At 36.2% G+C, this 12,767-nt stretch carries 9 protein-coding genes; 5 read left to right on the forward strand and 4 right to left on the reverse strand.

Features of this window, described 5'->3' with window-relative positions:
* Window positions 1-12: 12 nt before the first annotated feature.
* Window positions 13-1,434, forward strand: a complete 1,422-nt coding sequence (gene hemY, locus QRE67_RS05440; protein ID WP_286123885.1) for a protoporphyrinogen oxidase — start codon at window positions 13-15, stop codon at window positions 1,432-1,434.
* Between the two features lie 342 nt (window positions 1,435-1,776).
* Window positions 1,777-4,143, forward strand: a complete 2,367-nt coding sequence (locus QRE67_RS05445; protein WP_286123886.1) for a DUF6359 domain-containing protein — start codon at window positions 1,777-1,779, stop codon at window positions 4,141-4,143.
* Window positions 4,144-4,199: 56 nt separating this feature from the next.
* On the opposite strand, the gene QRE67_RS05450 is transcribed toward QRE67_RS05445, so the two are convergent.
* Window positions 4,200-5,063, reverse strand: a complete 864-nt coding sequence (locus QRE67_RS05450) for a hypothetical protein (protein WP_286123887.1) — start codon at window positions 5,061-5,063, stop codon at window positions 4,200-4,202.
* Between the two features lie 824 nt (window positions 5,064-5,887).
* Between QRE67_RS05450 and QRE67_RS05455 the strand changes: the two genes are divergently transcribed.
* On the forward strand, window positions 5,888-6,460 hold the full coding sequence (locus QRE67_RS05455; RefSeq protein ID WP_286123888.1) for a TetR/AcrR family transcriptional regulator: 573 nt from the start codon (window positions 5,888-5,890) through the stop codon (window positions 6,458-6,460).
* Window positions 6,461-6,758: 298 nt separating this feature from the next.
* Window positions 6,759-9,440 (forward strand): YhgE/Pip domain-containing protein, encoded by a 2,682-nt coding sequence (locus tag QRE67_RS05460; RefSeq protein ID WP_286123889.1) that lies wholly within the window; start codon window positions 6,759-6,761, stop codon window positions 9,438-9,440.
* A gap of 43 nt (window positions 9,441-9,483) precedes the next feature.
* On the opposite strand, the gene QRE67_RS05465 is transcribed toward QRE67_RS05460, so the two are convergent.
* On the reverse strand, window positions 9,484-10,182 hold the full coding sequence (locus tag QRE67_RS05465; RefSeq protein ID WP_286123891.1) for a hypothetical protein: 699 nt from the start codon (window positions 10,180-10,182) through the stop codon (window positions 9,484-9,486).
* 304 nt (window positions 10,183-10,486) lie between these two features.
* Between QRE67_RS05465 and QRE67_RS05470 the strand changes: the two genes are divergently transcribed.
* Complete coding sequence (locus QRE67_RS05470) at window positions 10,487-10,930, forward strand: carboxymuconolactone decarboxylase family protein (protein WP_286123892.1); 444 nt, start codon at window positions 10,487-10,489, stop codon at window positions 10,928-10,930.
* A gap of 241 nt (window positions 10,931-11,171) precedes the next feature.
* Here the strand turns inward: QRE67_RS05470 and QRE67_RS05475 are convergent, their stop codons facing one another.
* Both QRE67_RS05475 and QRE67_RS05480 read right to left on the reverse strand, forming a co-directional pair.
* Window positions 11,172-11,696, reverse strand: a complete 525-nt coding sequence (locus QRE67_RS05475) for a DinB family protein (RefSeq protein ID WP_286123893.1) — start codon at window positions 11,694-11,696, stop codon at window positions 11,172-11,174.
* Window positions 11,697-11,787: 91 nt separating this feature from the next.
* The gene (locus QRE67_RS05480) at window positions 11,788-12,735 is read right to left on the reverse strand and encodes a helix-turn-helix transcriptional regulator (RefSeq protein WP_286123894.1); all 948 of its coding nucleotides are present in this window, start codon (window positions 12,733-12,735) and stop codon (window positions 11,788-11,790) included.
* Window positions 12,736-12,767: the final 32 nt, after the last annotated feature.

Below are 12,767 nucleotides of genomic sequence, written 5' to 3' on the forward strand. Positions count from 1 at the left end.
GGAGGAACCATTTTGAAGAAGAAAGTCGTTATCATCGGCGGTGGAATTACAGGTTTAACAACTGCGTATTACTTACAAAAGGAAATTCGCGAAAAAGGATTGCCGATTGATACAATGTTAATAGAAGCATCAGGCAAACTTGGAGGAAAAATTCATACCGTTCAAAAAGATGGATTTACAATTGAACGTGGTCCAGATTCTTTCTTAGAAAGAAAAGAAAGTGCAGCTAGATTAGCGTGCGATTTAGGACTTGGAAATCAACTTGTAAATAATGCGACTGGTAAATCATTCGTTCTTGTTAACAATCGATTACATGGCATGCCAAGCGGATCTATGATGGGGATTCCAACGCAGATTACTCCGTTTCTATTTTCAGGATTGTTCTCTCCGATTGGGAAGCTAAGAGCTGGTTTTGATTTTGTGTTACCTCGTTCCAAACCCGTTTCTGATCAATCGCTTGGTCAATTTTTCCGCCGCCGTTTAGGAAATGAAGTGGTAGAAAATTTAATTGAACCATTGTTATCTGGCATATATGCAGGTGATATTGATCAAATGAGTTTAATGGCGACGTTCCCACAATTTTATCAAGTGGAGCAAAAGTATCGTAGTATTTCGCTCGGCATGCGTACGCTAGCGCCGAAAAAAACAAAAGATGTAGAGCCGAAAGGGATCTTTTTAACACTGAAAACCGGCTTGCAATCGATTGTGGAAGCGATTGAAGATAAGCTCGAAGATGGGACGGTCATGAAGGGCACTCGCATTGAGAAAATTTCCAAAGTGGGCGACGGTTATAATATTACGCTTAGCAATGGAAAAGAAATAGTGGCGGATTCTATCGTTATTGCTGCGTCTCATAAAGTATTGCCGTCCATGTTTGCTCAGTATAAGCAGTTCCGCTTCTTCCGTAACATTCCATCGACATCGGTTGCCAATGTTGCGTTAGCTTTTCCAAAGGAAGCGATTCAGCGTGATATTGAAGGGACAGGCTTCGTTGTATCACGAAATAGTGACTTCACAATTACAGCGTGTACGTGGACACATAAGAAGTGGCCACATACAACGCCGGAAGGAAAAGTGCTTCTTCGTTGTTACGTAGGTCGCCCAGGTGATGAAGCAATCGTGGAACAAACGGATGAAGAAATTGTGCAATTTGTATTAGAAGACTTGAAAAAAACAATGGATATTACAGCAGATCCAGACTTTACAGTTGTAAGCCGCTGGAAAGATGCGATGCCGCAATATACAGTAGGCCATAAAGAACGCATAGCAGAGCTGAAAACATTTATGGACAAAGAACTACCAGGTGTTTATGTAGCTGGTAGCTCTTACGCTGGAACTGGTCTTCCGGATTGTATTGACCAAGGCGAGGCGGCAGTGAAGCATGTATTATCTCATTTAGAAAAAATAGATGAAACAGAATTAATTGCACAATGAGAAAAGCATCCCTATGCGTAAGGGATGCTTTTTATCTCGCTATTTGCGGGCAGTAATACCCCCACCTCAAATTTCTGCAGAAAGAAAAGAAGTTAGGTGGGGGATAAACTGTCCGTAAAAGCCCGATTGGTGAGGGCTAATAATCAGTGGGGGATGAAGAAAACCCCCACTGATTAAAGTTTCACTTTATATTGTAAGAAAATAGTTCGAGAACAATATGAAAATCTTCTACAGAAGTAGGGGATTAATTTTGTGTAAATTTTGTCAAACAAAACGTTCTTTATAACGAACTTTTTGTTATGATAATACATGTTAAGAAAATATGTTGAATTGGGGAGGTAGATGGATGTGAAGAAGATAGCAATTATTTTTTTGTCATTGGCACTGATGGTTTCGTTTACAGGGATAGTGGCCAAGGCGGAAGAAAGCGGTACACTGTCAGTAAATGAAGCGATTCAACTGTTTCAAAATCATGGGACAAGCAAAGGGATTGTAGAGGGGTATATTGTTGGATATACACAAAGTCCTTCTAAGTATACGAAAGATCCAGCAAAGTTTGGAGATACGAATGTCGCGATTGCAGATTCTCCAAATGAGATAAATCCAGATAAGATTATGCCTGTTCAATTGCCAAAAGGTGAAGTGCGAACGGCAGTCAATGTGAAAGATCATCCCGAAAATATCGGGAAGAAGGTTCGTTTAACTGGTACGCTTGAATTGTATTTTAGTAGCCCGGGCTTAAAATCAGTTACAGCATACAAATTCCAAGATGAAACGGAAAATCGTGTTAGTGATGTAGTCGCGTCACCAAACGGAGGGGAAATTGCGAAAGGAACAGCGGTCACATTAACAACAGATACGGCACAAGCAGAAATCTATTATACGTTAGATGGATCGGCTCCAACGAATAAAAGTATTCGTTATAATGAACCGATTGTTTTAAATGAAAATAGTGTCATTACAGCGATTGGTGTAAAAGAAGGGCTTGAATCGTCACCTGTGTCTACCTTCTCATTTACAGTTGTAAAATATGAGCCAATTCGTATTCATGATATTCAAGGGAAATCTCATGTGTCTCCTTATAATGAGAAGGAAGTACGAAATGTAGAAGGTATTGTAACAGCGTTAGACAAAAATGGTTTTTATATGCAAGATCCACAGCCTGATCATGATCCTGCAACATCAGAAGGTATTTATGTATACCAGAAAGGTGCCACTGTTGCGGTAGGAGATCTTGTTCAAGTTGATGGAGAAGTAGAAGAATACATTGGAGCTGGATATGCTGAGCGATTTGAAACAGATCTAGCTATTACGGAAATTAAAGCAAACCGTGTTGCAGTAACAGCGAAAAGCCAACAGCTACCAGAAGCGATTGTATTAGGGGAAAAAGGTTTGAAAATACCAGATCAAACCATTGATAATGATGCGTTTAGTATATTTGATCCAGAGGAAGATGCAATTGACTTTTATGAAAGTGTAGAAGGAATGCTCGTAACAACACCGACACCAACGATTGTTGCACCGCAGAAAAATGGAAATCTATATGTAACGGTTGCAAATGGTGGGAATAAAGTAACAACGAAATATGGAACACCGTTGCTGGAGGAAAATCAATTAAATCCAGAACGTCTGTCTTTAAAAGTCTCGCGTGACTATGTGGCAAAGGTTGGGGATACGTTTACTGGAGATATAACAGGTGTAGTCGGATATGATTACGGTGCGTATCGTATTTCTCCAACGACAGAGCTACCAGTTGTAGCAGATGGTGGATTTAAACAAACTGGTGCAAATATTCAGCCGCGTCTAGGAAAACTAACAGTAGCTACATATAACATCGAAAACTTCTCAGCGAATAAAAAGCAAACATCGGATGAAAAAGTAAAAGAGCTTGCTTATTCTATTAAATATAACTTAAAGATGCCTGATATTATTGGTGTACAAGAAATGCAAGATAATAATGGAACAATCGATGATGGAACAACGGATGCTTCTTTAAGTGCAAAGCGAATTATTGATGCCGTGCAAGAAATTCATGGACCTGAATATAAATATGTAGAAATTGCACCACAAAATAATCAAGATGGCGGAGCGCCGGGAGCGAATATTCGCGTGGGCTTTTTCTATAATGCATCACGTGTGAAACTAGCGGATAAACCAAAATTACTTGAAAATAACGTTGTACGCATCGGTCAAGATAATTCATTATTTGATAGTACGCGTAAACCGTTAGCTGCTGAATTTACATTCCAAGGACAAAACATTGTCGTTGTTTCGAATCACTTAAATTCAAAAATAGGGGATGCAACACCGTTTGGAAAAATTCAACCGCTTGTATTAAAAAGCGAAGAAAAACGAATCCAGCTTGCACAAGAAGTGAATGGTTTTGTAAAAGGTATTCAAAAACGAGATACAAATGCACCTGTTGTTGTACTTGGCGATATGAATGACTTTGAATTCTCTAAACCACTGCAAGCATTAAAAGGTGATACAATGCAAGATATGTTAGAAACGGTTTCTAAAGAAAATCGTTACACATATATTCATGAAGGCAATGCACAAGTATTAGACCATATTTTAGTTACGAATAATATTGCGCCGCATACAATTGTCGATCCTGTACACTTAAACTCAAACATTATGAAAGAACACGGTCGTGTAAGTGATCATGATCCAGTATTAGCTCAAATCGATTTGAAAAAAGCTTCTTAATTAATAAAGTAAAAAATATCCCTCAGTAATCATGCTGAGGGATATTTTTTATAGCATCATAAGCCGATAGATTGTGATTGTTGAATAGCTTTTTTACATCTCATTCTTTTTTGGAGCCTACGCATATATTTTTTTTTATCTTTTTGGATACCTTTTATATAGAGAAATAGACTGAGTCCAAAAAACAGGAGACATTCTACAGTTAAAATAGTAGGTGATACCCCTTGCAACGGTTGCTTCGGATCATATAAATGAATCGGAGCTCCAGCAACGGTAGGAAATACGATGTTTAAAATCACGTAGGGTAGTGAGCTAATGGCAAACGGAAATAAAAGTGCCATATAATCCTTTTGTGACCATATAGATGCTGCTAATCCTAAAACTGCCATAAGGCCTGCGAATAAAAAATTAATACCAATATAGAGAGAAATATAAAATAGTGGAGAACTATAATATAGTGATGAAAACATACCGTTGTTACTTACAATTCCTGAAGCGGTCGTTGGAAGACCGTCTGGTAAAGTGAGTTTACATAGTAAAAAAGAAAATAAAAATGGGAAAATATAAATAAGTCCTCCACTGATAAAAGTGACAATATATTTCGTAAATACATAAGGGCGAAGAGGAATTTCTTTACTAATAAAAGGTTTAAAGCCATCCGATTTATCAGCATTATAGCTTGTGCTAAAAGGTAATGTTGCTAATACAGGCATTAATAGTAAATAAACAGTCATCTCATTATCACGAAAGCCAATCCACTTATAGGACGTCGTAAAAAAATCATCTTGTATAATCCCCATGTACTGGATAACGTAGTAATAATGATAGCCGGAGACAAGAGCGAGTCCACTGAGCAGGATGATAAACGAAATCCGATTGAAAAAGGCATGCTTTATGTTCAAACTAAGTGCACGTACCATAAGTAATATAGCCTCCACTATTTTTAATAAAGTGAAACTTCCATCAGTGAGGTCATTCCTCAATGATGGAAATCTCTCACCAATCGAGTTCTTATGGGCAGTTAACCTTCAACTAACTTCTTTGATTTCTTAGAATTTTGAGGTGAAGATCTTACTGCTCATTAGAACGGGATAAACACATCTACTTCTATCTTACTATTAATTGTAAAAATTTTCTTGTTTTTTCATGGTGTTTATATATAAATTCATTTTGATTTTTCGACATATAAGCCGCGGCTATGGATAACAAAAGGTGACCTGCACTCGTTTTCTCTCTTTGTTTTCACTATGTCTGGGCAGGAAAAGGATCTGACCGCTTCTATGCATGACCGGATGCTCTCTCCCACCTAGAAAGAAGGGTTTTATATAAAAAAGGATTCCTTTTATTCCATGCTAATGGACAGTAAGAGCGTTCTGTCAACTAGAGATAAAGAAATGTTCTACTGATGGAAGTTACACGAATCAATTGTTTCAAAGTATGGAGCCGTAAATATATCTATTCAGCATATATGATTATTCAAGCGTTCTTTGTCTTTTCATTTTAGTTCTTTTTTTGATACAATATGACGGAATTATAGTAAAAAGTTTGCTACGAAAAAATTGCTTGTTTATCCCGCTATTCGCGAGCAGTAATCCCTCACTGATTAAAGTTTCACTTTATAGAGAGGAATTTCGTCTACTGGGAATTAATAAAAAGAGAACTTGTAAAGAATGGAAACCTGTGGTATCATCAAAAATGTACTAATTGACTGCATTGTTCATATAGTCATTTTGGAGGTGAAGATGTGGCGGTTGATCGAAAACGAGCAATTATTGAAGCTGCGACAAAATCTTTTTCAGCATTTGGTTATAAGGCAACGACAATGGATCAAGTTGCAAAATTAGCGAATGTAGGAAAAGGAACAATTTATACTTTTTTCAAAAATAAAGAAGAACTGTTTGGGGAAATTATTTCTAACTTAATTACAGAAATGAAGCAAGTTGCAAAAGAAGCAATTCGTTCAGACGTTTCATTTTTTGAAAATGTACATAAAGCATTATACAGCATCTTAGAATTTCGAAAAGAACATCAGCTTATGATTAAACTCATTCAAGAAGAGCGAGATATGGGAACAAAAGAAGTGCAAGATGTGATGCATCAAGTTGATGGTGAAATTGTTTCCGTTATTCAGTCTTATTTAGAGATTGCAATTGAAAAAGGTGAGATTAGTAAATGCGATCCGGAAATTACCGCATTTATTATGCTACGTTTATACGTATCACTTATCTTTGATTGGGAAAAAAATCATGAACCGCTAGAAAAAGAGCGGATCGCAGAACTTTTTGAACTTTATTTATTAAAAGGATTGTCAAATTAAGATAATCCTTTTATTATAGTAAAATGTGACTGGCTGAATGAAATGGTCAATAATTTAATTAGAGGGGGATATAAATCAACAACAGATAATGTATGTGAGGTTATCAGAGGATAATCTTTTTATTTTGCATCGTTTGACCAAATGGATAAATTAGTCATTTATAGTAAAAAGGAGCATAGTATAGAGATTAGAGAATGAAAGTTAGGGTTAGGTCATATGCATACCAATATGATAGCCTTTTTATTTGTTAAAAAATGACTAATTGAATAAAATGGTCAAAAATTAAGGAGGAGAAACAATGAGAGGTTTTACACTGCTTGGTAAGGAATTTAAAGAGATTATAACAAGCAAAAAAATCTTAATTCCAATTATTGCAGTATTATTTGTACCGCTCTTATATGCTGGTATGTTCTTATGGGCGTTTTGGGATCCATATGAGCAGTTAGACGATTTACCAGTTGCGGTCGTCAATCTTGACAAAGGTGTAGTTTATGATGGAAAGCCACTGGAAGTCGGTCAAGGATTAGTCGATAAATTAAAGGATAATAAGAGCTTTAAATGGGAATTTGTAAGTGAAAAAACAGCAAAAGAAGGAATGGAAAATCAAAAATACTACATGTTGGTTCGTATTCCAAAAGATTTCTCCGATAATGCAACAACGCTGTTAAAAGATCATCCAAAACCATTAAATTTAGAATATATTCCAAATGAAAGCTTAAACTTCTTATCTTCACAAATCGGTGGAACAGCTATTGAAAAGATCAAAGGTGAAGTATCTAATACGTTAACAAAAACGTATGCAGAAAAAATGTTTGATTCCATAAGAGATGTTTCACAAGGATTTGTTGATGCAACAGATGGAGCAAATAAACTACATGACGGAGCTGGAGAATTACACGATGGATCCGGTCAAGTAACAGATGGTTTGCATACATTGCAAGGGAAATCTGGCGAGATGAAGAATGGTGTTGGCCAGCTATTAGATGGATCTGGTAAAGTAACGAATGGTTTAAATACGTTAAATGGAAAAACCGGTGAAATGCAGATCGGAGTCGGGAAATTATTAGATGGCTCAGGCAAAGTAACGAATGGTTTAAATGTATTAGCGAGCAAATCGCAAGCTGGTATTGGGGAACTTTCAAATGGTTCTTCGCAAATTTATCAAAACTTACAAGTGTTAGCTAGTAAGTCGTTAGTATTTGATAATGGTTTACAAAAGGCTTCTGATGGATCAGCTAAACTAGCAATAGGGCTTGGTCAAATTTACGATGGACAAAACGAGTTAACTGGTGGAGCGCAAAATATTCAAAATGGTATCGATGAGTTACACGATGGTTTAAAAAAATCATCAGATGGTGTAACAATGATGCAAAATAAATTACCGGAATTAACAAAAGGGACTGAGGACTTCAGTTCAAAGGCTTCTGAATTTGCCCAAGGTGTATCAAAATGGCAGGAAAAAGCAAATGAGCTAAGCGAAGGTTCTAAAAAAACAGTAACAGGTGCTCAAAATATTGATGCAGGTTTAGTGGCTTTAAAAGAACAAATTAAAAATTTACCTGATGGAGAAACAAAACAGCAGTTACAAGCCACTGTAGAACAGCTAAGTGCAGGTAGCAAAGAATTAGCAACAGGTACTAAAACAGTTATGTTGGGCGTACAAGGACTTGCTGGGAAATCTGATGAAATTCAAGGTAGTGCTACAAAACTTGCTGGTGGTGCAAAAACTATACATGCTGGTCAAGTAGCACTGCAAACCAGTGTTGATACATTACAAGATGGTCAAAAGGCACTTGTAGCAGGTGCTGGCAAACTAGCGGATGGGCAGCAATTATTTATGACAGGTTTCCAAACACTTGGGACAAAGTTAGGAGAGGCACAAAAAGGTGCTACTGAATTAAATAAAGGTGTTAATCTACTAGCAACAGGTAGTCCGCAATTAGTTGATGGAGTTAATAAATTGACAACGGGTGCTGGCAAGCTCGATGGAGGGTTAGAGAAATTATCATCTGAGTTGAATAGTGGAGTAAGCCAATTAGCAGATGGCTCAAATCAAGTAACAGGTGGACTAGGTACACTATCTACCGGAGCAAACCAAATGGCAGGAGGAGTCGGACAGCTGGCAGACGGTTCTAATCAAGTAACCACTGGTTTAGGCAAAATGTCAGATGGCTCTGGACAATTAATCGACGGAGTAAACAAACTAGCAGACGGTTCTGGGAAAGTAACAGACGGTTTAGTGAAAGTAAATGATGGATCTGGTGAACTTGCTGAAAAACTTGGCGAGGGTGCTGAGAAAACAGGCGAAGTAAAAGGTAATGACAAAACATATAACATGTTTGCAGATCCAGTGAAAGTACAAACTGAGAAACTAGCAGAAGTTCCAAACTACGGAACAGGATTTACACCTTACTTCTTATCTCTTGGTTTATTCGTTGGGGCACTTCTACTATCTATTGTGTTCCCATTACGTGAAACTGTAGGTGTACCAAAATCAGGATTTAGTTGGTTTATTAGTAAATTTGGTGTTTTATTAACAGTTGGTATTATTCAAGCAATCGTTGCTGATTTAGTATTACTGTTAGGTTTAGGTGTTGAAGTACAGAGTGTTCCATATTTCATTCTGTTTAGTATTTTGACAAGTTTATCATTTATTACGTTAATTCAGTTCTTAGTAACTGCTTTCAGCGATGCAGGACGTTTTATTGCGATCTTAACATTAATTCTGCAATTAACAACAAGTGCAGGTACATTCCCACTTGAGTTAATTCCAAAACCATTACAAATCTTTAATGCGTGGTTACCAATGACATATTCTGTATCAGGATATAAAGCAGTTGTATCAAGCGGAGACTTCAGCTTTATGTGGCAAAATGCAGGTATTTTAATGATCTTTATTGTTCTGTTATCACTTGGAACAATTGGAACATTAACTTGGATGCATAAGCGTCAGTATGGAAAATTTGCAGAAGAGCAATAAATAAAAAAATCCTAGTGGGCACAGTCCACTAGGATTTTTTTATTTATTGTACAATTTCACTTTGTTTTTTACGAAAACGATAGATGCCGTACCAAATGAGGAAAGCGGTACTGATTCCCCAAACAGTAGGGCCATATTTCTCTGTGGATACATCTGCTTGCATCTTTTTAATCATCTCTTCTTTAGATGTCCCAATTAAAAGTTTTTCTCCCTTATATCCTTCAAGAGTATTGCCCTTTTTCAATCCAAAGATAAGAGCTTCTCCGTGATTCTCGATGCCTTTATAGCGGAAACCTTCTCTATTAACAACTAATAGCGTGTCATTATAATCAAAATTGTAATCAGCTGAAGTAATGTCTGATGTAAAGAGTGTAAGGGGTTCCATCAAAAACCTAGCTTCTGCAAATGATGGGAGAAACTGATCATTTATAGAAAGATGTTTAGCAACCTTTTTTTCTGTATTACTCAGCTTCCAACTATTTTTATCTTTCGTATACCTGCTTTTTTGGAAAAAAACAAATTCTTTCTTTATCTTTGTTTCATCTGTAATTGGTTGTTCGGTGGCTATATTCCCTTTCAATAAAACGACACCATCTTTAGCAGATTGAAAGAGTGTGCTTTCCTGTGTTTTATTCAGTTTGTTTACAATATCAGTATAATTGGTTTTTCCGAAAAGTACTTGCATGGTTTCTATAGTTATGAATACATATATAATGCCGATTACTATAAATTGTTTTTTCACTACAAATCCTCCCTAAATGTTTGGCGATACTAAAATTGTTTCATTTATAATAAAGTCATTTAAAAATTAATAAAGTTATTCAATTTCTTCTGACGGTAATAATAAAGTAATTTTAAAGTGAAAGTATTTGTTTGAAAAATACGGTTACTCATTTGCGGTATTTACGTACCATGAAACAACTAACTACACTGTCTACAACGGAAATTCTCTTTGATTTTGAATGTCCTACAAACAAAATATTATTACAAATGTTCGTATGAAGGTATAATTATAAGTATCTTAAAACTAAAGGAGGTCTTGCCTTATGAGTCAAAGAATTTCCTACTATGATGTTGCACCTGATGGCATGAAAATTATGATGGATATGGAGAAGTACACTAAGAAGTCTACAATTAATCGAATTACTAGAGAACTTATAAAGATTAGAGTCTCTCAAATTAACGGTTGTGCTTTCTGCATAGATATGCATACATCCGATGCTCGTAAGATAGGTGAAACCGAACAACGAATTTATTGCTTGAATGCTTGGAATGAATGTGATTTTTATACACCTGAAGAGAAAGTTGCTCTTGAACTATCTGAGCATATTACTCTAATTCCTACTAAAAGAGTTCCTGAAGACCTATATAAGCGAGTACGTGAACACTATGACGAGAAACAATATGTTGACCTTGTTCTGATAATCAATCAAATCAACAGTTGGAATAGAATTTCTATTGCCATGGGGAATACAGCAACTAAAAAATAAGTGCTCTTAACGAACGGTAAATAAGAATGAAATTAAACAACTTTATTATTCTGTAACACTAGATGCGATTAAAAATAAAAAGTGAACTATGATATGTATAGAGGTACACTTAACCTTTTTTGTAAAAATAAGAGCGGTTTTCTCTGTTAATTATATACAAAAAAGTCACAGTATTTCTACAATGGAAGCAGAGAAATACTGTGACAATGCTTTTAATTTTGAACAAAACATGAATTGGACTTTATTTGATCGGGAGCACTTCCTCCAACCTTTCCTTTTGACGAAGATGATGTGCAAAGTGCATATAAATTAGCTGAAACCATTCCACAGCGTTTAAATAACCGAGCCCAGGGTGCTCCACTTTATGATTGCTTGGAGAAGAAGATAGCGTGAGTTCAACTTCTTTCATTTGTTCAATCAACTGTAGCAAGGCTTGTTTTATTTCTTCTTTATTGGTTGGATTGTTTGGTGTGTATCCAGGGCGATTAGGTAATTTTATTTGTATTGGAGGAAAAGCGCCCATCCCATATACTTTTTCACCCATTTCTGTTTTCTTACCATCTACAGTTGCAGATTCAGTTGTACATGTCTTAATGGCACCTAACTGCATATATGCAGATGAAAGTAAATGATTATACATTTGTCCTAGAGACCATTCATCTTCGGAAGGTTTTTCTGTAAATTGTTTGAGGGAGTACTTTTCTAACTCGTTAACGTAATACATTGCTAAGCTCTCAAACTTCTCTAACATTATTTTTGTGTTCATAGGATACTTCCTTTCTTTCTTGTTTTTTGTTCTTTATCACTACTATAAAGGGGTATTGTTGACACCATTATGTCAGTAATAAAATAAAAAATTATACGTTTAACATTTTTTTAGCCTCTTCTTGAATCCTTTTGAAAAGAGCGGTTGGTTGTAACACTTTTACATAACTTCCCCAGCTTAGTACCCATGGGAATACATCCTCTATTTGTCTTGCCTTCAAAAAAACATGAAATCCATCTTCTTTTTGTTCATATGTATCTATGTAAAAATAGTGTGATTCAATGACTTTATGAGAAATAGACTGTGGAAACAACAGATGAATACGTAAGGTACGGTCATTATTTGGTTGATAGTCTGGCAAATAGAAGTCTTCTGGTTTTTGAAAGAAGTCTTGCTCTTGTCGTAAGTGACGCATTCGCTCTAAACGGAAATGGCGTAGTTGTTGCCGAAGAAGACAGTGGGCGACCATGTACCAAATTCCTGATATGTTGACTAAACCATATGGGTTGACGGTGCGATTTGTTGGCCCAGCTTGATCTTGATTTGGTTTTCGATAAGAAAAGGAAACACATTGCTGTTGTTGAATGGACTCTTGTAATAGAGAAAGTTTTTCTTCTAACTGCTCTGGATCAAAGGTTTGATGAGAAAAAGATCCTGAGAGAAAACGGAATGTTTCCCGTAGTTCCTTGACTTTTTTCTGCTGTTCAGAAGAAAGAATTGCTTCCAGCTTTTCTTTGGCAGAATGAGCGTGTACAGAATAGGTCGAGTCAAGGCTTTGTTCTACATAATCACTTCCTAATAAAAGAGTAACGGCTTCTTCTGCTTTTAGTTGAATAGGGGGTAAGAAATATCCATCCATTAATGAATAGCCTTGTCCTGGCATAGAGAATATTGGGACACCAGATTCACTTAATGCTTGCATATCTCGGTATATCGTTCTTTTGCACGTTTCAAATTTTTCAGCTAAGCTTTTGGCTGTAACAATCTGCTTTCTCTGTAATTCTATAAGAATAGAAAGTAAGCGATCTGTTCGATTCATTACGTATCATCCTTTTTCATATGGTAGGCGAT

This window comes from Bacillus sp. DX3.1 (assembly GCF_030292155.1).
Taxonomy (GTDB): Bacteria; Bacillota; Bacilli; order Bacillales; family Bacillaceae_G; genus Bacillus_A.

Bases quoted from the DNA above. Each gene is read 5' to 3' on its own strand.
- QRE67_RS05445 (WP_286123886.1), top strand. From the start codon at position 1,777: ATGGATGTGAAGAAGATAGCAATTATTTTTTTGTCATTGGCACTGATG.
- QRE67_RS05450 (WP_286123887.1), bottom strand. From the start codon at position 5,063: ATGGTACGTGCACTTAGTTTGAACATAAAGCATGCCTTTTTCAATCGG.
- QRE67_RS05460 (WP_286123889.1), top strand. From the start codon at position 6,759: ATGAGAGGTTTTACACTGCTTGGTAAGGAATTTAAAGAGATTATAACA.
- QRE67_RS05470 (WP_286123892.1), top strand. From the start codon at position 10,487: ATGAGTCAAAGAATTTCCTACTATGATGTTGCACCTGATGGCATGAAA.
- QRE67_RS05475 (WP_286123893.1), bottom strand. From the start codon at position 11,696: ATGAACACAAAAATAATGTTAGAGAAGTTTGAGAGCTTAGCAATGTAT.
- QRE67_RS05480 (WP_286123894.1), bottom strand. From the start codon at position 12,735: ATGAATCGAACAGATCGCTTACTTTCTATTCTTATAGAATTACAGAGA.